Annotated in this window: 19 protein-coding genes; 13 read left to right on the top strand and 6 right to left on the bottom strand. The window is 66.6% G+C overall.

Annotated features, from left to right (window positions below):
• Positions 1-79: 79 nt before the first annotated feature.
• The gene (locus PVW49_RS05295; protein ID WP_274563213.1) at positions 80-979 is read right to left on the bottom strand and encodes a LysR family transcriptional regulator; all 900 of its coding nucleotides are present in this window, start codon (positions 977-979) and stop codon (positions 80-82) included.
• A gap of 162 nt (positions 980-1141) precedes the next feature.
• Here PVW49_RS05295 and xdhA point away from each other — a divergent pair, with 162 nt between their 5' ends.
• From xdhA to guaD, 5 genes are all read left to right on the top strand, one after another.
• A complete protein-coding gene (xdhA, locus tag PVW49_RS05290; protein WP_274590065.1) occupies positions 1142-2599 on the top strand; it encodes a xanthine dehydrogenase small subunit in 1458 nt (485 codons plus the stop codon).
• Positions 2600-2612: 13 nt separating this feature from the next.
• Entirely contained in the window at positions 2613-4943 is a 2331-nt protein-coding gene (gene xdhB, locus PVW49_RS05285) for a xanthine dehydrogenase molybdopterin binding subunit (protein ID WP_274590064.1), read from the top strand.
• The gene (xdhC, locus tag PVW49_RS05280; RefSeq protein ID WP_074835273.1) at positions 4943-5791 is read left to right on the top strand and encodes a xanthine dehydrogenase accessory protein XdhC; all 849 of its coding nucleotides are present in this window, start codon (positions 4943-4945) and stop codon (positions 5789-5791) included. The genes xdhB and xdhC overlap by 1 nt, the downstream gene beginning before the upstream one ends.
• Before the next feature lie 61 nt (positions 5792-5852).
• A complete protein-coding gene (locus PVW49_RS05275; RefSeq protein ID WP_074835271.1) occupies positions 5853-7436 on the top strand; it encodes a xanthine/uracil/vitamin C permease in 1584 nt (527 codons plus the stop codon).
• A 95-nt stretch (positions 7437-7531) separates the two neighbouring features.
• Positions 7532-8860, top strand: coding sequence for a guanine deaminase (gene guaD / locus PVW49_RS05270; RefSeq protein ID WP_274590063.1), 1329 nt, complete (start codon positions 7532-7534; stop codon positions 8858-8860).
• 13 nt (positions 8861-8873) lie between these two features.
• Here guaD and PVW49_RS05265 read toward each other — a convergent pair whose 3' ends face one another.
• On the bottom strand, positions 8874-9926 hold the full coding sequence (locus PVW49_RS05265) for an AbrB family transcriptional regulator (RefSeq protein ID WP_274590062.1): 1053 nt from the start codon (positions 9924-9926) through the stop codon (positions 8874-8876).
• Between the two features lie 258 nt (positions 9927-10184).
• Between PVW49_RS05265 and PVW49_RS05260 the strand changes: the two genes are divergently transcribed.
• The 5 genes from PVW49_RS05260 to PVW49_RS05240 all read left to right on the top strand — a co-directional run bounded on the left by PVW49_RS05260 (position 10185) and on the right by PVW49_RS05240 (position 14753).
• Positions 10185-11015, top strand: coding sequence for a MurR/RpiR family transcriptional regulator (locus tag PVW49_RS05260; RefSeq protein ID WP_074835267.1), 831 nt, complete (start codon positions 10185-10187; stop codon positions 11013-11015).
• 126 nt (positions 11016-11141) lie between these two features.
• Positions 11142-12062, top strand: coding sequence for a substrate-binding domain-containing protein (locus tag PVW49_RS05255; RefSeq protein WP_074835266.1), 921 nt, complete (start codon positions 11142-11144; stop codon positions 12060-12062).
• 87 nt (positions 12063-12149) lie between these two features.
• A complete protein-coding gene (locus tag PVW49_RS05250) occupies positions 12150-13253 on the top strand; it encodes an ABC transporter permease (protein ID WP_048530711.1) in 1104 nt (367 codons plus the stop codon).
• Position 13254: 1 nt separating this feature from the next.
• Positions 13255-14076, top strand: a complete 822-nt coding sequence (locus PVW49_RS05245; RefSeq protein WP_048530713.1) for an ATP-binding cassette domain-containing protein — start codon at positions 13255-13257, stop codon at positions 14074-14076.
• 68 nt (positions 14077-14144) lie between these two features.
• Entirely contained in the window at positions 14145-14753 is a 609-nt protein-coding gene (locus tag PVW49_RS05240) for a class I SAM-dependent DNA methyltransferase (protein ID WP_074835264.1), read from the top strand.
• 26 nt (positions 14754-14779) lie between these two features.
• On the opposite strand, the gene PVW49_RS05235 is transcribed toward PVW49_RS05240, so the two are convergent.
• The gene (locus PVW49_RS05235; RefSeq protein WP_048530716.1) at positions 14780-15475 is read right to left on the bottom strand and encodes an NYN domain-containing protein; all 696 of its coding nucleotides are present in this window, start codon (positions 15473-15475) and stop codon (positions 14780-14782) included.
• Between the two features lie 154 nt (positions 15476-15629).
• Complete coding sequence (locus PVW49_RS05230) at positions 15630-16742, bottom strand: S-(hydroxymethyl)glutathione dehydrogenase/class III alcohol dehydrogenase (protein WP_048530717.1); 1113 nt, start codon at positions 16740-16742, stop codon at positions 15630-15632.
• Between the two features lie 187 nt (positions 16743-16929).
• On the opposite strand from PVW49_RS05230, the gene PVW49_RS05225 reads away from it, so the two are divergent.
• The 3 genes from PVW49_RS05225 to PVW49_RS05215 all read left to right on the top strand — a co-directional run bounded on the left by PVW49_RS05225 (position 16930) and on the right by PVW49_RS05215 (position 19397).
• Positions 16930-17238 carry an I78 family peptidase inhibitor gene (locus PVW49_RS05225; RefSeq protein WP_274590061.1) on the top strand — a complete coding sequence of 103 codons (309 nt, stop codon included), beginning with the start codon at positions 16930-16932 and terminating at the stop codon, positions 17236-17238.
• Positions 17239-17317: 79 nt separating this feature from the next.
• Positions 17318-18979 carry a Y-family DNA polymerase gene (locus tag PVW49_RS05220; protein WP_274590060.1) on the top strand — a complete coding sequence of 554 codons (1662 nt, stop codon included), beginning with the start codon at positions 17318-17320 and terminating at the stop codon, positions 18977-18979.
• 82 nt (positions 18980-19061) lie between these two features.
• Positions 19062-19397 carry a DUF2794 domain-containing protein gene (locus PVW49_RS05215; protein WP_274590059.1) on the top strand — a complete coding sequence of 112 codons (336 nt, stop codon included), beginning with the start codon at positions 19062-19064 and terminating at the stop codon, positions 19395-19397.
• A gap of 66 nt (positions 19398-19463) precedes the next feature.
• Here PVW49_RS05215 and PVW49_RS05210 read toward each other — a convergent pair whose 3' ends face one another.
• Both PVW49_RS05210 and PVW49_RS05205 read right to left on the bottom strand, forming a co-directional pair.
• On the bottom strand, positions 19464-20942 hold the full coding sequence (locus PVW49_RS05210) for an NAD-dependent succinate-semialdehyde dehydrogenase (protein ID WP_048530724.1): 1479 nt from the start codon (positions 20940-20942) through the stop codon (positions 19464-19466).
• A 17-nt stretch (positions 20943-20959) separates the two neighbouring features.
• Positions 20960-21523 carry a carboxymuconolactone decarboxylase family protein gene (locus tag PVW49_RS05205; RefSeq protein ID WP_274562784.1) on the bottom strand — a complete coding sequence of 188 codons (564 nt, stop codon included), beginning with the start codon at positions 21521-21523 and terminating at the stop codon, positions 20960-20962.
• Positions 21524-21539: the final 16 nt, after the last annotated feature.

Below are 21539 nucleotides of genomic sequence, written 5' to 3'. Positions count from 1 at the left end.
AGGGGGCTTCTTCTGGCCGGAAATATCCCGGGGGAGTCGCGGCGTGCCGCGGCGGGGGCAGAGCCCCCGGGCCCCGGCCTCACCCCAGGATCGCCCCCCGGCAGCGGTCGGTCATGAAATCGACGAACCGCCGGATTTTCGGATCCTGCAACCGTCGGTGCGGATAGAGACAGCCAAAGATCGAGGGTTTCGGCGCCGCCTCGCGCAACACCTCCACAAGCGCGCCCGAGGCCAGGTCCCCGGCGATCAGGAAGCGTGGGATATTGGCGATGCCGCGCCCGGCCAGCGCCCAGGAGATCAGCACATCGCTGTCATCGGCGTCGAACCGCCCCGCCACCTCGAGCTTGCGCGGCCCCGCCGGCGTCTCCAGCACCCAGAAATACTCCGGCGAGCGCGGATAGCGCAGCAACAGGCAATTGTGCCGCAAGAGATCGTCCGGCCCCTCCGGCACGCCCTGCCGCGCCAGATAGTCCGGCGCGGCACAGAGCACCCGGTCGCATTCGGCGATCTTGCGCAGGGTCAGCCCCGACTCCTTCGGAATGCCGACAAAAAACGCCACGTCGAGCCGCTCGCCCAGCATGTCCACCGCCCGGTCGGACAACCGCATCTGCACCTGGCATTCCGGATAGAGATCGGTGAACTCCGGCACCAGCGGCGCGATGATGCGCCGGCCGGTCACCAGCGGCGCGGTCACCCGGATCACCCCGCGCGGCGTGTCCGAGAAATTCGCCACCACCGCCTCGGCCTCGTCCAGCGCCGCCAGGGCCTGACGGGCGTGGTCGTAAAACACCCGGCCCACCTCGGTGGGGGTCAGCGAGCGGGTGGTGCGGTTGAACAGCCGCACCCCCAGATGCCGCTCCAGCTCCTTGATCCTCTTCGAGGCAACCGCCGGCGTCAGCCGCAGATCGCGGCCGCCCGAGGTGATCGAGCCCAGCTCGACAATGCGCACAAAGACGCGCAGGCTTTCGACATAAGGCATTGGCAGGGCTCGCATCAGGCTGACATTCGCCCCGAGCATAACGCCGCGCATCGTGTATTATCAACAATCCGTATAAAGTATTTGCCGACTGAAGGCGTATTCGTTGAAGGACAAAAGGCGTAGACCTGCTTCCAAGCCATTGTACGCTTCGGGAGGAACCAGATGCACAGCCGCAACGAGATCCGCTTTCTGCTCAACGGGGCGCCGGTGGCGCTGCCCGATGTCTCTGCCGCGCAGACCCTGCTTGATTTCCTGCGCCTCAACCGGCGACTGACCGGCACCAAGGAAGGCTGCGCCGAGGGCGATTGCGGCGCCTGCACCGTGCTGGTCGGGCGGCTGGCAGATGGCCAGTTGCGGTATGAGGCGGTCAATGCCTGTATCCGCTTTCTGGCCACGCTCGATGGTTGCCATGTGGTCACCATCGAGCATCTGCGCGGGCCGGACGGGGCGCTGCATCCGGTGCAACAGGCGATGGTCGAATTTCACGGCAGCCAATGCGGCTTCTGCACGCCGGGTTTTGTCATGTCGCTTTACGCGCTCTGGATGGAACGGTCCGAGCCCACGGCCGACGAGGTCGAGACCGCCATTCAGGGCAATCTCTGCCGCTGCACCGGCTATGCCCCGATCATCCGCGCCGCCGTGGCGGTCAGCCGCTACGGCACGCCCACCGCCGACCTGCTGACCCGGGAGCGCGCGGCGGTGACCGAGGCGCTCACCGCTCTGCGCGACGGCGCGCGGGTCGAGACCGGGCCGGCGGACAACCGCGCCATCCTGCCGGCTGATATCGATGATTTCGCGGATCTCTACGCCGCGCATCCGCAGGCGACGGTGGTGGCCGGAGCCACCGATGTGGGGCTCTGGGTGACCAAGTTCCTCAAGCCGATCAGCCCGGCGATCTTCATCGGCCATCTCGAAGGGCTCAAGCGCATTGACCGCGACGGCGACAGCCTGCGCATCGGCGCCGGGGTCAGCTATTCCGAGCTTGGCCCGGTGATTGCCGAACATGTCCCGCATCTGGCGGACTACTGGAGCCGCATCGCCGGCTGGCAGGTGCGCAACATGGGCACCATCGGCGGCAATATCGCCAATGGCTCGCCGATCGGTGATACCCCGCCGGTGCTGATCGCCATGGGCGCCGAGGTAGTGCTGCGTCGGGGCGCGGAGCGCCGGGTGCTGCCGCTCGAGGCGTTCTTCATCGACTATGGCAAGCAGGATCGCGCGCAGGGCGAGTTCGTCGAGGAGATCCGCCTGCCGCTTTCGCAGGCAGGCGAGCGCCACGCCGCCTACAAGATATCCAAACGCCGGGACGAGGATATTTCCTCGGTCGCCGCGGGCTTTCGTGTCACGGTGCAGGACGGCATCATCAGCGATGCCAGGCTGGCCTTCGGAGGCATGGCCGCCACGCCGAGGCGTGCGGTCGCGGCAGAAGCCGCCCTTGTCGGCCAGGCCTGGCACGAAACCGCCTTCGAGGCGGCCGCCGTGGCGCTTGCCGGCGATTTCACCCCGCTCACCGACTGGCGCGCCAGCGCCGAATACCGTGCCGCCGCGGCCGCCAATCTGCTGCGCCGCTTTTTCCACGAGCAGGAGGGCCAGGCGCCCGTCCGGCTGGCCGTGGCATAAGGGAGGGACCACCATGAAAGACCAGATCACCAGCACCGAGGCGATCCGGGGCGCCGTCCACAGCGACCTGCGCCACGACAGCGCCATCAAACATGTCACCGGCCGGGCCGAATATTGCGACGACATCGCCGAGCCGGCGGGCACGCTGCATGCCTATCTTGGCACGTCCGATGTCACCCATGCGCGGATCAGATCGCTCGATCTCTCCGCCGTCCGGGCCGCGCCCGGCGTGATCGGCGTGCTCACCGCCGCCGACATTCCCGGTGCCAATGACATCTCGCCCACCGGCCGCAACGACGAGCCGGTCTTTCCGACCGATCTGATCGAATTCCACGGCCAGCCGCTGTTTGCCGTGGTGGCCGAGAGCCGGGACGCCGCCCGCCGCGCCGCCGAGCTGGCGCAGATGGAGGTCGAGGACCTGCCGCATGCGCTCGATCCGTTGCAGGCACAGGCGGCCGGCTATCCGCATATCACCGATCCGCTCAAGCTCGAGCGCGGCGATGTGGCGACAGGCTTTGCCGAGGCGCCGCACCGGATCACCGGCCGGCTCAACGTGGGTGGCCAGGATCACATGTACCTCGAGGGGCAGATCTCCTTTGCCATTCCGGGCGAGGATGACGATGTGGTGGTGCATTGCTCGACCCAGCACCCGAGCGAGGCGCAGCACATGGTCGCGCATGTGCTGGGCGTGCCGTCGAACGCGGTCACGGTCAACGTGCGGCGCATGGGTGGCGGCTTCGGCGGCAAGGAAAGCCAGATGAACCTCTTTGCCTGCGTCGCGGCGCTGGCGGCGAAAAAGTGGGACCGCCCGGTGAAAATCCGCCCCGACCGCGATCAGGACATGAGCGCCACCGGCAAGCGGCATGATTTTGTCATCGATTACGACGTGGCGTTTGACGAGGCCGGGTGCATTCAGGCGGTCGAAGGCGAATTCGCCGCCCGCTGCGGCTGGTCCTCGGACCTCTCGGGCCCGGTCACCGACCGCGCGCTGTTTCATGCCGACAACGCCTATTTCTATCCGCATGTCCGCCTGACCTCGCGGCCGATGAAGACCAACACGGTCTCCAACACCGCCTTTCGCGGCTTTGGCGGGCCGCAGGGCGTGGTTGCCGCCGAGCGGATGATCGAAGAGATCGCCTTTGCTCTGGGCAAGGATCCGCTGGAGGTGCGGAAGGCGAATTTCTATGGGCTCGAGGGCCGCGACCTGACGCCCTATCACCAGCAGGTGACGGACAATATTCTCGAGCGGCTGGTGGGCGAATTGGAAAATAGCGCCGACTATCAGGCCCGTCGCAAGGCGATCCTGGAGTTCAACGCGCAGAGCCGCTTCCTCAAGCGCGGCATTGCCCTGACCCCGGTGAAATTCGGCATCTCCTTTACCGCCACGCATTACAACCAGGCCGGCAGCCTGATCCATGTCTATTCGGATGGCTCGATCCACCTGAACCATGGCGGCACCGAGATGGGGCAGGGGCTCAACACCAAGGTGGCGCAGGTGGTGGCGGATGCCTTCCAGGTGGATATCACCCGGATCAAGATCACCAGGACCACCACCGAGAAGGTGCCCAATACCTCGGCCACCGCGGCCTCGTCCGGCTCCGACCTGAACGGCATGGCGGCGCTGGACGCGGCCGAGCAGATCAAGGCGCGGCTGGTAGAGTTCGCGGCGGACAAATGGGAGGTGGACCCCGCCGCGGTCATCTTCCTGCCGAATGCGGTCAAGGTCGGCAACGAGGTCATGGGGTTCGACGCTCTGGTCAAGGCGGCCTACATGGCGCGGGTGCATCTCTCGGCGGCGGGCTTCTACAAGACGCCCGATATCTACTGGGATCGCGCTGCCGGACGTGGCCGGCCGTTCTATTACTACGCCTATGGTGCGTCCTGCTCCGAGGTCTCGGTCGACACGCTGACCGGCGAATACCGGGTCGAGCGTACCGATATCCTGCATGACGTCGGCCGCTCGCTGAACCCGGTGCTCGACAAGGGGCAGGTGGAAGGCGCCTTCATCCAGGGCATGGGATGGCTCACCACCGAAGAGCTGTGGTGGGACAAGCAAGGCCGGCTGCGCACCCATGCGCCCTCGACCTACAAGATCCCGCTGGCCTCGGACGCGCCGCGCATCTTCAATGTGGGTCTTGCCGAGTGGTCGGTGAACCCGGAACGCACCATCAAACGGTCCAAGGCCGTGGGCGAGCCGCCGTTCATGCTGGGCATTTCGGTGCTGGAAGCGCTGTCGATGGCCGTGGCGAGCGTCGCCGACTACCGCGAATGCCCGCGGCTCGATGCGCCGGCCACCCCCGAACGCGTGCTGATGGCGGTGGAGCGGCTGCGGGGGGACAAGTGATGCCGCTGGCTGCGAAACTCCGCGACTTCCTCGCCGCCGATCCGGTGGTCCGGGTGCGGCTGACTGAGGTGAAAGGCTCTTCGCCGCGCGAGGCGGGGACCGAGATGTTTGTCACCGAGGCGGCGCTTTGCGGCACCATCGGCGGCGGCCGGCTGGAGCACATCGCCATCGAGGCGGCACGGGCGCTGCTGGCGGCCGGCGATCTGGCGCAGGTGCTCGACGTGCCGCTGGGGCCGGAGATCGGCCAATGCTGCGGCGGACGGGTCGAACTGGCGCTGCACCGGATGCGCGAGAGCGACAAGACAGCGGCGCTGGCCGATGCCGAGGCGCAGGATGCGGCCGAACCGGCGGTGCATATCCTGGGCGCCGGCCATGTCGGGCGCGAACTGGCGAACCTGTTTCAGCATCTGCCGGTCAGGACCGTGCTGATCGACCAGCGGGCCGGGGAATTGGCGCAATGCAGTGCCGCGGTCGAGAAACGCCAGAGCGCGATCCCCGAGATCGACATCATGACGGCGCCGCCGGGCAGCGCCTTTGTGGTGCTGACCCATGACCACGGGCTGGATTTCCTGCTGGCTTCGGCGGCGCTGGAGCGCGGTGACGCGGCTTATGTCGGGCTGATCGGCTCTGCCACCAAGCGGGCGAAGTTCCGCGGATGGTGCCTGAAACATTGCGATGGGCTGACCATCGAAGAACTCATCTGCCCCATCGGGGCAGGCGGCAGCCGCGACAAGCGGCCAGCCGTGATCGCCGCCTTCGTGGTGGCAGACGTGATCGCGGCGCTGACCTCTGAAACTGCCGCAGAGGCCCCGCACCGGGGCAATGCACCGCTGATCGCGGCGCAATAGCACGCGCGCCCATGGCCGAAGAGGAGCGGCCGGGGTTGCGCTTTCAAAGGAGGAGGTCCCCATGCGGGATGGGAGTTACACTTACAAGCTGGTTTCACGCAGCGATTTCAGCGCCTTCTGGGCACTGTTCACCGACAACCTGATCAACCTGATGGTGCTGGCCGGGATCTGTCAGTTCGTCTTTCAGATGCCGGCCGAGATCGTCTTTGGCCGCATCGTGCCGGGCGCGGCGGTGGCGATCATCGCCGGCATCGCGGTCTATGTCTGGCTGGCCAAACGCGCGGCGGAAAAGACCGGGCGCGACGTCACGGCGCTGCCCTACGGCATCTCGACGCCGGTGATGTTTGTCTATCTGTTCGGCGTCATCGGCCCGATCTACTGGGCGACGAACGACCCGGTTCTGGCCTGGCAAGTCGGCATCGGCGCGGGCTTCATGGGCGGCATCGTCGCCGCCATGGGGGCCATCGTCGGCCCTTGGCTCAAGCGGGTCACCCCGCGCGCCGGCATGCTCGGCACGCTCTGCGGCATTGCGCTGGTCTTCATCGGCACGGTGCCGCTGGCCACGGTGTTCGAGAACCCCTTTGTGGGCTTTGCCTCGATGATCATCATCCTCTGGGGGCTGGTCGGCCGCTTCCGGCTGCCGTTCAACATCCCGGCGGGCCTTCTGGCACTGATCGTCGGCACCCTGGTGGCACTGTCGATCGGTGAGGCAAAGATCAGCTTTGCCGGCGTCGGCTTCTATCCGCCGCTGCCCTATGTCGGTGACCTGATCGCCGGCATCCAGCACCTCTTTGCCAACCCGGAGCTGTTCCTGGTGCTGGTGCCGGTGCAGATCTACAACTTCATCGAAACCATGAACAACGTCGAAAGCGCCGAAGCGGCGGGCGATCATTACCCTGTTGCCACCTGCCAGGTGACCGATGGCGTCGGCACGATGATCGGTGCGCTCTTTGGCTCGCCGTTCCCGACCACCGCCTATATCGGCCACCCGGCCTACAAGCGGATGGGGGCGCATTCCGGCTATATCATCGGCGTCGCGGTGGTGATCCCGGTGGCGGCGATCTTTGGCCTGCTGGCCTTCCTCAACGATCTCATCCCGGTGGCCGCTGCCGCGCCTGTGCTGGTCTTCGTGGCCTTGTCGCTGATCACCAACACGGCGCAATCGGTCAAGCCGGCGCATATGGCAGCGGTGACGATCGCCATGATGCCGCATGTCTCGGCCTTTCTGATGGTCAAATGGGGCTCGCTGATGGGCGCGCTGGGCGCCTCGGGGGTCGAGGGGCTGCCGCGGCTGGGGGACGAGGCGCTGACCGCCGCACTCCTGCAACAGGGCGCGCATTTCCAGGGCCATCTGGCGCTTTCGCAGGGCGCGATCCTGACCGGGCTGATCTGGGGGGCGATTGTCGCCTCGGTGATCGACGGGCGGTTCCGTAATGCCGGCGGCTTTGCCCTGGCGGCGGCGGTAATGTCGCTCTTTGGCGTGATCCACGGCGCCAGCCTGCATTGGCCGGATTTCAACCCGGTGTCGATGGGCTACCTGATCGCCGCCGGCTTCCTGTTCATCTACCCGCGGTTCCACAGCCAGGATGAACCCGCCGAGGATGCGCTGCCGCTGAGCAATGGCCAGGGGACGCCGGCCGAGTAGACGGCCCTCCCTCCAAAGGGCCGCCACCGCGCGGGCCATGCCTTGCATCTCTCCCAGGCATGGCCCGCGCCCATACGAGAAACGAGACAGAGACGATGCTTCAGACATGTGACAAGACGCTGCTGCGCGGCCGCGTGCTGACCTTTCACGCCGCGCCGGCGGACGAGAGCGACACCGAGGCCTACAGCTATCACCCGGACGGTGCCATCCTGATGGCCGGCGGGCTGATCGAGGCGGTGGGCGAATATGCCGAGATTGCCGCCCGCGCGCCGGGGGCCATGCTTGTCGATCATCGGCCCTGCCTGCTGTTGCCCGGTTTCATCGACAGCCATATCCATTTTCCGCAGGTGCAGGTGATTGCCTCCTGGGGGGCGCAGCTGCTCGACTGGCTGAACAATTACACCTTTCCGGCCGAAACCGGCTTTGCCGACCCCGCGCACAGCGCTGCCATGGCGGCGCGGTTCTATGACCTGCTGATCGGCCATGGCACCACCACGGCGGTGGCCTTCTGCTCGGTTCATCCCGCGTCGGCCGAGGCTTTCTTTGCCGAGGCCGCGCGGCGCGACATGCGGATGATCGGTGGCAAGGTGATGATGGACCGCAATGCCCCCGAAGGGCTGACCGACACGGCGCAGCAGGGCTATGACGAGAGCAAGGCGCTGATCGCGCGCTGGCACGGGCGCGGGCGGGCGGAATATGCCATCACGCCGCGCTTTGCCATCACCTCGAGCCCGGCTCAGCTGGAGCTCGCCGGCGCGCTGGTGGCGGAACACCCCGATTGCCATGTGCAGACCCACCTGAGCGAGAACCGCGACGAGATCGCCTTTACCCGCGCGCTCTACCCCGAGGCGCCGGATTACCTCGGTGTCTACGAACGCTTTGGCCTGCTGCATGCCAAGACGTTGCTCGGCCATTCCATCCACCTCGAGCCGCGCGAGATCGAGGTGCTGGCCGAGACCGGTGCCAAGCCGGTGTTCTGCCCGACGTCGAACCTGTTCCTTGGCTCCGGCCTGTTCGACGATGCCGGCCTGCGGGCGCGCGGCATCGCGGCGGGGATCGCCACCGATGTCGGGGCCGGCACCAGCTATTCGATGCTGCAAACCCTGAACGAGGGCTACAAGATCCTGCAATTGCAGGGCCAGAAACTGCATCCGCTGGCGGCCTTTCACTGGATCACGCGCGGCAATGCGGTGGCGCTGGGGCTGGAGGACCGGATCGGCACGCTGGAGCCCGGGACCGAGGCCGATGTGGTGGTGCTGAACCCGGCCGCGACCGAGGCGATGGCGCTGCGGGCCGAGGCGGCGCAGAGCCTGTCGGAAGAGCTCTTCATCCTCCAGATCATGGGCGATGACCGGGCGGTCGAGGCAGTCTATGTCGCGGGCCGCGCGCAGACCACATCGGTTGCCGGGCTGGTGACCGCCTGACCCCCGCCGGGGCTCACGAGCGCCGGCGGATGAGCCCGGCGACGATCGGCGCCCCGAGGATCACCAGGATGATCCGCGTCAGGTGATGGGTGATGACAAAGCCCAGGTCGGCACCGGAGACGATGGCGAGGACGGTCATTTCGGCCTGACCGCCCGGTGCGAAGGCAAGGAAGGTCTCGACCGGGCGGGCCAGCCCCAGCCGGGTGGCCAGCGCGGTAAAGCCGGTCGCCAGCAGCGCCAGCAGGGCGACATAGCCCACACCGGCGACCACCACGCGCCTCAGTTCGCGGAAGGTGACACCGAGGAAATGCACGCCGATGGCGCAGCCGATGAAGAATTGCGCCACCAGGATCGCCTCGCGCGGGGGGCGGACGTGGATCAGCCCCGAGAGCGAGAGCAGGGCGGTCAGGATCAGCGGCCCGAGGATCGAGGCGCCGAAGAGGCCGATGCGCACGCCGCCTTTCCAGCCGATCCAGGCGGCGGCGACCATCAGCGCCAGTTCCCGCACCGGCAGCTCCGAGGCCGGAGCGCCAATCGGATTGGTCAGCCCGGCGCCATATCCATAGGTCAGGATGATCGGTGCCAGGGTCACGATGATCAGCACCCGCGTGGCATGCACCAGCGAAAGCGCGCGCGGATCGCCGCCCGCCTCGGTGCCAAAGATCACCATGTCCTGCAATCCGCCCGGCATCGCCGCGTAATAGGCGGTTGGCGCGTCAAAGCCCCAGACCCGGCGGAAATAGGGCACGCCGACCAGGGCGATCACCGCGATGAACAGCGGCACCAGCGCGATCGAGGTCACCATGCGCGGCAGCTCGGCAAAGAGCGCCGGAGTGATCGAGGCGCCCACCGCCACGCCGAGGATGGTGCGCGCGGCCAGCGACACCTGGCCGAACCCCTTGATCGGTACATGCGCCAGAGCCGCGATCAGGCAGGCTGCCATCGGCCCGAAGAGGAAGGGCAGCGGCAGGCCGAGCGCCAGAAAGAGCACGGTGCCGAACGCGGCCAGCGCAAAAGTCAGAATCCGGCGTCGGGTGGCGGAGAGCGTGGTTACGACGTCGGACAAGGGGCGGCTCCTGCGGGTTGGCGGCGGGGACTCGATATGTACGCAATTGTATGCGATTGGATACAAAGTACAAGCGGACAATCGACGCACCATACGGCGCCGGCAGCTTGCCGGATCGCTCCCTCACGGCGATGCTGTGCCATTGGCCCGCAGCGTGGCGTGTAAATCCTTGATTATTCATCCATAAGGCGCATTCGGGAATTTTTGTTCCATTTTGTCGCGGTTCGGGTAATGTGACCCGGAAGGAGAGGAGCCCCCATGAACAAGCCTGCCGAGGTACTGAAAGCGCCGGAGAGCGTGTCCGAATTGCTGGAACGGCTCGACGACCGGCTGGAGGATATGCCCAAGCGGCTAAAGCAATGCGCCAGCTTTACCCGCCGGCATCTGCATCTGATCGCGGTCTCCACCGTTTCCGAGATGGCGCAGGCCGTCGGGGTGGCGCCATCGGTCTACATGCGGTTTTGCCAGGCGGTGGGTTTTTCCGGCTATTCCGAGATGCAGGACCTGCTGCGTTCCAAGTTCACGGATTTCCGGCCGACCTATGACACGCGGCTGGCCAACCTGTCGGAAGAGCGCGAGCTCTCAACCGGGCGCTTGCTGGCAGATTTCGCCGAGGCTGGCCATAAATCACTGCTTTCGCTGTCAAATACCGTGACCAGCGACCGGCTTGACCGGATTGCACGCGGCATGGCCGAGGCGCGGGTGATCCATCTGGTCGGCCTGCGGCGCGCGTTTTCGGTGGTCAGCAACATGGGGTATCTGTTCGAAAAGATGGGGGTTCCCGCCAGCGTGCATTTCAAGGCCGGCATGATCGAGGGGCACGGCGCCGTGTTGCCGGGAGACGTGCTGTTCGCGGTGACCTTTGCACCGTTTTCGGACGAGACGCTGCGGCTGGCCAAGGCGACGTCTGCACGGGGCGTCACGGTCTTCGGCCTCACGGATTCCGGGGCCTGTCCGCTGGTCGAAAGCGCCCGCGAGGTGCTGATCGTGCGCGAGGACGAGGTGATCGGATTCAGGGCGCTGAATGCCGCGACCACCCTGACCACGGCGCTTGCCGTATCGGTCAGCGCCTTGCGTCAACGGAGTTGACTTTGCGTCCGATTCGAGAGTAGTGGAATAAACATTCCATTTTGCCGGAGAGGGGCGGAATGGGCCGCCGGCGAGGGCCGGGAAAACCGAGGGGAAAATCCCCCGATCAGGTCAAAGGGAGGACTCATGACCAAATTTCTGAAAACCGCAGCCTTTGCCGCGGCCGTCGGCATGGCCGCGCCCGCGCTGGCGCAGGACATCATCGTCGTCAGCCACGGCCAGGCGAACGACCCGTTCTGGTCGGTCGTGAAAAACGGCGTGGACCTTGCCGCACAGCATACCGGTGCCAATGTGGAATACCGCGCCCCGGAAACCTTCGACATGGTGGCGATGAGCCAGCTGATCGACGCCGCCGTCAACCAGGAGCCCGACGGCATCGTCGTCTCGATCCCCGATGGCGACGCGCTCGGGCCGTCGATCATGCGTGCGACCCAGGCCGGCATTCCGGTGATCTCGATGAACTCCGGCTCTGACGTCGCCGCCGAACTGGGCGCGGCGCTGCATGTCGGCCAGTCGGAATTCGACGCCGGCAAGGCGGCCGGCGCGAAGCTGGCCGAAATGGGCGGCACCACCGCGATCTGCGTCAACCACGAGGTCGGCAACGTGGCGCTCGATCTGCGCTGCTCGGGCTTCGAAGAGGGCTTTGGCGGCTCGGTCGAGGTTCTGCCCACCGGCAACGACCCGGCGGAAATCGAATCCAAGGTCTCGGCGGCACTGGCCTCGAACGAAGATGTCGACACGGTGATGGCACTGGGGGCCAGCCTCGCGGGCGAGCCCTCGCTGGCGGCGGCCAAGGCCTCGGGCCGCGATGTCAACGTCGCATCCTTCGACCTCTCGGCCAACTTCCTCGAGTCGATCGCCGCAGGCGACGCGGCCTTCGCCATCGATCAGCAGCAGTTCCTGCAAGGCTACCTGCCGGTCGTGTTCCTGGCCAACAACGCCAAATACGGCCTGATGCCGGGTGGCAATGTGCCCTCGGGTCCGAACCTGGTCACCCAGGAAAAGGCCGGTCAGGCGATCGAGCTGTCGGCTCAGGGCATCCGTTAATCCGCAATTTTTCGATTGCGAACGATGGGGGCCGTGGCGTGTGCCGCGCCACGGCCCCCTTGTATTCGCAGGTCTCAGGAGGAAATCATGTCCGACAGTTCGCCCGCCGTCGATGAACGGCTCAAATCCGAGGGTCTTGGCGCCCGCATCATGAAGCGCCCCGAGCTGGGCGCGATTGCGGGGGTCATCCTTGTCACGGTGTTCTTTCTGGCAACTGCCGACGCCGCGATGTTCACCACCTCGGGGATCATCAACTTCATGACCCCCGCCGCCCAGCTCGGCATTCTGGCCATCGGTGCGGCGCTCCTGATGATCGGCGGCGAATTTGACCTTTCGATCGGTTCGATGGTGGCCTTTGCCGGTCTGTTCTTTGCCGCCGCGACCGTGACCTTCGGCCTGCCGCTGGTGATTGCCATTCCGGCGACCTTTGTCTTTGCCGCCTGCGTCGGATCGATCAACGGCTTTATCGTGATCCGCTCGGGCCTGCCGTCTTTCATCGTGACGCTGGCCTTCCTCTTCATCCTGCGCGGCTTGTCGCTGGTTGGGCTCAAGCTGGCCACCGGCGGTTCGACCCAGCTGCGCGGCGTGCGCGATGCCACCGAAGGCGACTGGCTGGCGCCATTCTTTTCCGGCGACGCCTTTGGCGGGCTGTTCGCCTGGCTGGCCGAAAAGGGCATCGTCGAGACCTTCAAGAACGGCAATCCCAAGGTGCCGGGCCTGCCGATCGAGATCATCTGGTTCGTGATCATCGCGCTGCTGGCGACCTGGGTGCTGCTGCGCACGCCCGCCGGCAACTGGATCTTTGCCGCCGGCGGCGACAGCAACGCCGCCACCAATTCGGGTGTGCCGGTGCGCCGGGTCAAGATCTCGCTCTTCATGGTCACCGCCTGCTGTGCGGCGCTGGTGGCGATCATCACGGTGATGGACGCCGGCTCGACCGACTCGCGCCGGGGCTTTCAAAAGGAATTCGAGGCGATCATCGCCGCGGTGATCGGCGGCTGTCTGCTGACCGGCGGCTACGGCTCGGCCATCGGCGCGTTCTTTGGCTCGATCATCTTCGGCATGGTGGTGATCGGCCTGACCTACACCGATTTCGATCAGGACTGGTTCCAGGTCTTCCTGGGCGGCATGCTGCTGATCGCGGTCCTGTTCAACAACGCCATCCGCAAGCGCGTCACGGGAGAACGGTAAAATGACCGAGGATACCAAGTTCCACCACGGCGATGCGCCCAACAATGCCGCGCCGATCGTCGAGATGAAGGACATCGAAAAGCACTTCGGCAATATCATCGCGCTCGCCGGTGTCAGCTTTGACGTCAAGCCGGGTGAGTGCCATTGCCTTCTGGGCGACAACGGCGCCGGAAAATCGACCTTCATCAAGACCATGTCGGGGGTGCATAAGCCGACCCATGGCGAGATCCTGTTCGAAGGCAAGACGATGGATTTCTCCTCGCCGCGCGATGCGATGGAGGCGGGGATTGCCACGGTGTTCCAGGATCTGGCGATGATCCCGCTGATGAGCGTGACGCGCAATTTCTTCATGGGACGCGAACCGACCATCGGGCGCGGGCCGCTGAAGCGCATGGACGTGGCCCGGATGAACGAGATCACCATGACCGAGATGCGGCAGATGGGGATCAACCTGCGCGCGCCGGATCAGGCGGTGGGCACGCTTTCCGGCGGCGAACGTCAGACCGTGGCGATTGCCCGGGCGGTGCATTTCGGGGCCAAGATCCTGATCCTCGACGAGCCGACCTCGGCGCTGGGCGTGCGCCAGACCTCGAACGTGCTGGCGACCATCGACAAGGTGCGCAAGCAGGGCATCGGCGTGGTCTTCATCAGCCACAACGTGCGCCATGCGCTGGCAGTGGGGGACCGCTTTACCGTGCTCAACCGGGGCAAGACCCTGGGCACCGCGCAGCGCGGCGAAATCTCGCCCGAACAATTGCAGGATCTGATGGCCGGCGGCCAGGAAATGGCCCAGCTCGAAGGCTCTCTGGGCGGCACGGTCTGAACGGTGTAAGACCGACCCAGGCGGGCGGGGCAGGGCCTCGCCCGTTTTCGTTTCAAGGAGCCTCGACGATGACGCAAGCAGATCCGGACCAGACCCGCGCGGTCTATGAAGCCCAGGCCGCGGCCTATGACGCGCAGCGCTCGCGCAGTCTTTTCGAGGCCCGCTGGCTGGCGCGGTTTGCCGCCTGCCTGCCCGAGGGCGGCCGAGTGCTCGACCTGGGCTGTGGTGCCGGCGAGCCGATCGCGCGCTGGTTCATGGCCGAGGGGTTTACCCTGACCGGGGTGGATTTCGCCGGCGCCATGCTCGACATCGCGCGGCAGCGCTGGCCCGAAGGTGACTGGCGCCAGGCCGACATGCGCAGCCTCGATCTCGGCGAGCGTTTCGACGGGATCATCGCCTGGGACAGTTTCTTCCATCTGACCGAGGCGGAACAGCGCGAGACGCTGCGCCGGATGGCGGCGCATCTGGCGCCCGGCGGCAGCCTGCTGTTCACCGCCGGGCCGGAGGCCGGCGAGGCCAGCGGCACGGTCGGCGCGGCCACGGTCTATCACGCCAGCCTGTCGCCGGCGGGGTATGCCGTGCTGCTCGAAGAGCTGGGGCTGCGGCTGACCGGGTTCCTGGCGGAAGACCCGGATTGCGCCAGCCACAGCGTGATGATGGCGCGGCGGATCACCTAGCGCCGGGCGGGTCGGGCCGTCAGGCGTCAGTCGACGCGGCGCACCATGAGCTGATTGCCGGGGCCCGTGCGGGTCTCGAACACCTTGAGCCGGGCGACCAGATCGCTCAGCTTGCGGTGGCCATAGGAACGGGTGTCGAAATCGGGATTGGCGGCGATGATGAACTGGCCGATCTGGCCCAGGGTGTACCATTCGTCGCCCTGTTCGATCCCCTCCATCGCCTTGAAGATCAGGTTGCGGGCCTCATCGAGCGGCCGGCTCGAGGGGGTTTCGCGGGGCTCTTCCTCGCCGAGGTTTTCGAGAAAGATGAAGCGTTTGCAGGCCTTGCGGAAGGCATCCGGCGTCTTGCGCTGGCCCATGCCGTAGACCGCCAGCCCCTGTTCGCGGATGCGGCTGGCGAGGCGGGTGAAATCGCTGTCGGAAGAGACCAGCACGAAGCCGTCGAAGCGGCCGGTATGCAGCAGGTCCATGGCATCGATCACCAGCGCAATGTCCGAGGCGTTCTTGCCCACGGTATTGGCGGGCTGGTGGTGCGGGACAAGCCCGAATTCGGCCTGCACGCGCGACCATCCGGCCATCTGCTGCGACGAGAAATCACCATAGCAGCGGCGCACGCTGGCCTCGCCCAGCGAGGCGATCTCGTCAAAGATTGCCTTGGTGTATTTCGGAGAGGTGTTGTCGGCGTCGATCAGGACGGCGAGGAGATTGGTATCATCTGACATGCGCGGACCATGAGGCCAAGCGCCGCCAGCGTCAATTTAAAGCGTCATGGCGCGGGCGCTGTCCGGGATGACTTGGGGGCAGGCCGCAGCGCATCGCCGGCCCGGGGCCGGCGATGCGCGTTTGCGCAGGGTGGGATTCACCCCACCGCCCGGATCAATAAACCACGACCGAGCGGATCGACTCGCCCTTGTGCATCAGGTCGAAACCCTTGTTGATGTCCTCGAGCGGCATGGTGTGGGTAATCATCGGGTCGATGTCGATCTTGCCGTCCATGTACCAATCGACGATTTTCGGCACATCGGTCCGGCCACGGGCGCCGCCAAAGGCGGTGCCGCGCCAGACCCGGCCGGTGACAAGCTGGAAGGGCCGCGTCGAGATCTCGGCCCCCGCCGGCGCCACGCCGATGATGATCGATTCGCCCCAGCCCTTGTGTGCCGATTCCAGCGCCGTGCGCATCACCTGCACGTTGCCGGTGGCGTCAAAGGTGTAATCGGCGCCGCCGCCGGTCAGCTCGACCAGATGGCCCACCAGATCGCCCTCGACCTTGGACGGGTTGACGAAATCGGTCATGCCGAACTTGGTCGCCATCGCCTTCTTGTCATCGTTCAGATCGACCCCGACGATCTGATCCGCCCCCGCCAGCCGCAGGCCCTGGATCACGTTCAACCCGATGCCGCCGAGGCCGAAGACGATGGCGCGGCTGCCGATCTCGGCCTTGGCGGTATAGATCACCGCGCCGATGCCGGTGGTGACGCCGCAGCCGATGTAGCAGACCTTGTCGAACGGCGCGTCCTGGCGGATTTTCGCGAGGCTGATCTCGGGCAGGACGGTATAGTTCGAAAAGGTCGAGCAGCCCATGTAATGCAGGATCGGCGTGCCATCGAGCATGGAAAAGCGCGAGGTGCCATCGGGCATCACGCCCTTGCCCTGGGTCGCGCGCACCTTCTGGCAGAGGTTGGTCTTGGGGTGCAGGCAATATTCGCACTCGCGGCATTCGGCGGTATAAAGCGGGATCACGTGATCGCCGGGCTTGAGATCCTTGACGCCGGGGCCGACCTCGACGACGACGCCGGCGCCCTCATGGCCCAGAATGGCGGGAAAGAGCCCCTCGGGGTCGGCGCCCGAACGGGTGAATTCATCGGTGTGGCAGATGCCGGTGGCCTTGATCTCGACCAGAACCTCGCCTTCCTTGGGGCCTTCGAGGTTCACTTCCATGATCTCCAGCGGTTTGCCGGCCTCAAGGGCCACGGCGGCTTTGGTGCGCATGATCACTCTCCCTGGTAAATGTCCGGCAGACCCTGTGGCAAAGCTTTGCCGGGATCAAGGCCGGCGCGGGGAATTTGCGGGCCGGGGCAGAGGTTTTCTGTTAGCAGGGGGGCGCCGGGGCGGTCTTTTCCCCGGCGTTTCCGCGCCGGACGGCGGAGCACCGGGGCGGGCCAGGATCGGAGGTGCCATGCAATATCGTCTGTCTTTCGCCGGGGTGATGCCGGCCCTTCTGCTGGCCCTGGCGGGCTGTCTGCCCGAGGACGGAGAGATCGCGCAGGGGGCGGGGCCACAACATCCGCCGCCGGGGGAGGCGACGCCCTGCGCGCCCGGCGCCCGTGCCGGCCTTGTCGGCGAACCAGTGGAGGCGGCCGAGCGTGTTCCGGCGCCCAAGCGGATTCTGCGGCCCGGCGACATGCGGACGATGGATTACCTGCCGGCGCGCACCAACATCGAGATCGACGAGACCGGACGGATCACCCGCGTCTTCTGCGGCTGACGTCCCGGCGGCGCTCGACATCGGGTGACGCGGCTGGTAGGTATGAGAACATATAGCGAACAAAGCTGCCTGTTCTGCCATGCCCCGCCGTCTGCTCTCTCTCTGGTTTCCCCGTCTCGGGGCCGAACGCCTGTTGCGTCAGGCGCGCGCCGAAGCTGCCTTGCACGAGGTGCCCTTTGCCGTGGTCGAGGATATCGGCAACAGCCAGATCCTGTCGTCGGTTTCGGCGCGGGCCTCGGAGGTGGGGATCTACAAGAGCCAGCCGCTGCGCGATGCCCATGCGGTCAGTGCCGATCTGCGCACCGCGCGGCGCAACCGTCATGCCGAGGCGGGGTTTCTCGAGGCGCTGTTGCGCTGGGCCGGCAAGTTCAGCCCCTGGGTGGCCGGCGATGGCGGCGATGGGCTGATGCTCGACGTGACCGGCTGCACCCATCTCTTTGGCGGCGAGGCGGCGCTTTGTGCGCGGATTGTCGAAGAAACCGGCGACATGGGGCTGACCGCGCGGATCGGGCTGGCCGACAGCCGCGGCGGCGCCTGGGCGCTGGCGCGCTTTGCCGGCCAGGGCGGCGGCCATGCGCGCTCGGGTGATGACATCGATCAGGAGGCCCGCGCCACCCGCTCGCGCGCGGCCCGGCGGCGGCACTGGGAGCGCGGCGGCGCAGCGCCCAGCGGGCGGCTGGCCCCGGCCGAGACCGGCACCATCGCGCCGCCGGGGCAGACCCGTGGCGCGCTCTCGGCGCTGCCGGTGGCGGCGCTGCGGCTGGAGGAGGAGACCGCGGCGCAGCTGGCGCGGCTCGGGCTGCGGCGGATCGGCGATCTGGCGGGCCAGCCGCGGGCGGCGCTGGCGCGGCGTTTCGGCAAGGGGCTGGTGCTGCGGCTGGATCAGGCCTTTGGCGCGGTGCCGGAGCCGCTGTCCCCGGCCGCGCCGCCGCAGCGCTACGCCGTGCGGATGACCCTGCCGGAGCCGATCGGGCTGGAAGAGGATGTGGCGGCCGGGCTCGACCGGCTTCTGCCGCGATTGTCCGAGCTGTTGCGCGCCCGGGGGCAGGGCGCGCGGACGCTCAGGCTTCAGGCCTTTCGCAGCGATCACACCATGCAGACGCTCGAGGTGCGGCTGGCGCGGGCCTCGGACGATCCCGAACGGCTGCGGCCGCTGCTGGCGATGAAGCTGAACGAGATCGACGCCGGCTTTGGCATCGACATGCTGCGGCTCGAGGCGGTGCAGGTCGAACCGCTGTCTCAGCGCACCCCGGTCGGCCATATCGGCGCCGGGGCGGCGGTGAACGCCCGGCTGGCGGCGAACACGGCGCTCGACGATCTGATCGGCCGGATCGGCGCGCGGGTGGGGATGGAGGCGATCACCCGCCGCCACCCCGGCGACAGCCATATCCCGGAAAAGACCGAAACCGTGCTGGCCGCCGCCTGGTCGGAGCCGGCTGCCGCCTGGGCGCCGCCGGCGCGGCCCCGGCCGCTGCTGCTCTGGCGGCCCGAACCGGTGCAGGCGCCCGATGTGCCCCGGCCGCCGGAGCGCCTGCGCTGGCGCGGCCGCGATCTGCACCTGACCTCGGCGCAGGGGCCGGAGCGGATCGCGCCGGAATGGTGGCTCGACGATCCCGCATGGCGCTCGGGCCAGCGCGATTACTGGCGGGTGACCTGCGCCGAGGGCGACGCGCTCTGGTTGTTTTATGCCCATGGCGCATCGATGTCCTCGGGGTGGTTCTGCCAGGGGAGTTTCGCGTGACACCCGGGCGTTGGCGTCACAGTTCCGTGGCGCTGCGACGCGGGTGCTTGATTTGCGGTGCAAAGCGCGCAACTCTCCTTGTATGAACAGTTTTTCCCCTTTTCCCGGCGCCGGGCCGGAGGTGGTGGCCTTTCAGCGCGCCGAGCTGGGGGTGATCCTGTCGCTTTACGGCCGCATGGTCGCCGCCGGTGAGTGGCGCGACTACGGCATCTCGAACCTGCACGAAGTGGCGATTTTCTCGGTTTTTCGCCGCACCGCCGAGAACCCGCTCTACCGGATCGAAAAACGCCCCAAGCTGCGCAACCGGCAGGGGCTTTATGCGGTGATCGGCATGGAGGGGCAGGTGCTCAAGCGCGGCCATGACCTGCGCGCCGTCCTGCGGGTGCTGGAACGCAAGCTGATCCGCGCGGTGGAGTGATCGCCGGCGCCCGAGGCGCCCGGTGGGGTGGTGGTCTCCGGGGCCGCAACCCCGGAGACCTCTGGCTTATACAGAGGTACAGATGTACTTCATTTCCATGAATTCATCCATCCCGTGGCGGCTGCCTTCGCGGCCGAGGCCGGATTGCTTGACACCGCCAAAGGGCGCCACCTCGGTCGAGATCAGCCCGGTGTTCACCCCGACCATGCCGTATTCCAGCGCTTCCTGCACCTTGGTCACGCGGCTCAGGTCCTTGGCATAGAAATACGAGGCCAGCCCGAAGATCGTGTCATTGGCCAGCTCGATCACCTCGTCGACGGTGTCGAACTTGTAGAGCGGAGCCATCGGGCCAAAGGTCTCGTCCTGCGAGAACACCATCTCGCGGGTGGCGCCAGTGATCACTGTCGGCTCGAAGAAGGTGCCGCCCAGCTCGTGGCGCTTGCCGCCCTGGATCACCTTGCCGCCCTTGGATTTGGCGTCGGCGATGTGCTCTTCGACCTTTTCGACCGCTTCCTGATTGATCAGCGGGCCCACTGTCGGCTCGCCCGAGAGACCGTCGCCGACCTTCATGCCGGCCACCGCCTTGGCCAGCTTCTCAGCGAATTCGTCATAGACGCCCGATTGCACGTAGATGCGGTTGGCGCAGACGCAAGTCTGGCCGTTGTTGCGGTATTTCGAGATCATTGCGCCTTCGACAGCGGCATCCAGATCGGCGTCGTCGAACACAATGAAGGGCGCATTGCCGCCGAGCTCCATCGAGCATTTCATCACCTGATCGGCGGCCTGACGAAGCAGGATGCGGCCCACTTCGGTCGAGCCGGTGAAGGTCAGCTTGCGGACCTTGGGGTTCTCGCAGAATTCCTTGCCGATCTCGGAGGAGCGCGACGAGGGAATGACCGAAAAGACGCCATGCGGAATGCCGGCGCGCTCGGCCAGCACACCCAGCGCCAGCGCCGAGAGCGGCGTCTCGGCGGCGGGGCGGGCGACAAAGGCGCAGCCCGAGGCCAGCGCCGGGCCGGCCTTGCGGGTGATCATCGCATTGGGGAAGTTCCAGGGCGTGATCGAGGCGGCAACGCCGATCGGCTGGGTGATCACGGTGATCCGCTTGTCGCGCTGGTGGCCGGGGATTGTTTCGCCATAGGCGCGCTTGGCCTCTTCGGCGAACCATTCGATGAACGAGGCGCCATACATCACCTCGCCCTTGGCCTCGGCCTGCGGCTTGCCCTGTTCGGCGGTCAGGATCCTGCCCAGATCCTCGGCATGTTCGACCATCAGGTCGAACCATTTGCGCAGCACGCCGGCGCGTTCCTTGCCGGTCCATTGCGCCCAGTCCTTCTGGGCCTTGTAGGCGGCATCGATCGCCTCGGCGCATTCCTCGCGCGAGAGGTCGGCCACCTTGGCAATGACGTCGCCGCGCGCCGGGTTGGTCACGTCAAAGGTCGCGCCATCCTTGGCGTCGCGCCATTCACCGGCCAGATAGGCCTTGGTCGCGATCAATTCGGGATCGTTCAGAAGAGAAGCGAGATCGGTCTGTTGGTCGAGCATGGGAGAAACTCCTAGTCTCAGTTTTCGGTTTCGGGAAAGGGGCGCGCCGCCAGTTCTCCGGCGATGTCATCGTCGAGCGGCGTGCCACAGGTTTTCAGGATAAAGCCCAGCGTGGAATAGAAGCCGACCGTCGCCATCAGGTCGATCATCCCTTCCTTGCCGTAGGTCTCGGCCAGCGCCTTGGCGGTCATCGGCGAGAGCTGCTTGTTGTCGAACAGCTCGTCCACCGCCCGCGCCAGCAGCGCGTCGACCGGCGCCATGGCATCGGTGGCGCCGCGGATCGTGGCGATGCGGGCATCGTCGAAGCCCACCTTGCGGGCGCGCGAGATGTGCTGTTGCCATTCGTACCGCGAGTTCAGCCGCACCCCGGTGCGCAGGATCACCACTTCGACAAGCTCCAGCCCCAACGCGCTTTCGAGTACGACGTGCTGGCGCAGATCGGTCCAGGCCCGCAGCAGCGCCGGGTCATGCGCCATGGTGCGATAGACGTTGAGTTTGCCCGCGAAGCCGCCGGTCATGTCGGCGATCTCTTCCGGCCAGTCGGCGTCGGAGATCGGGGGCAGGGGATAGGCGGCGGTCATGGGCGGTGTCCTTTGC

Source organism: Marinovum sp. PR37 (assembly GCF_028807375.1).
GTDB classification, from domain to species: domain Bacteria; phylum Pseudomonadota; class Alphaproteobacteria; order Rhodobacterales; family Rhodobacteraceae; genus Marinovum; species Marinovum algicola.
The sequence above is the reverse complement of the archived record's forward strand: the minus strand, read 5'-3'. Positions and strand labels throughout refer to the sequence as shown.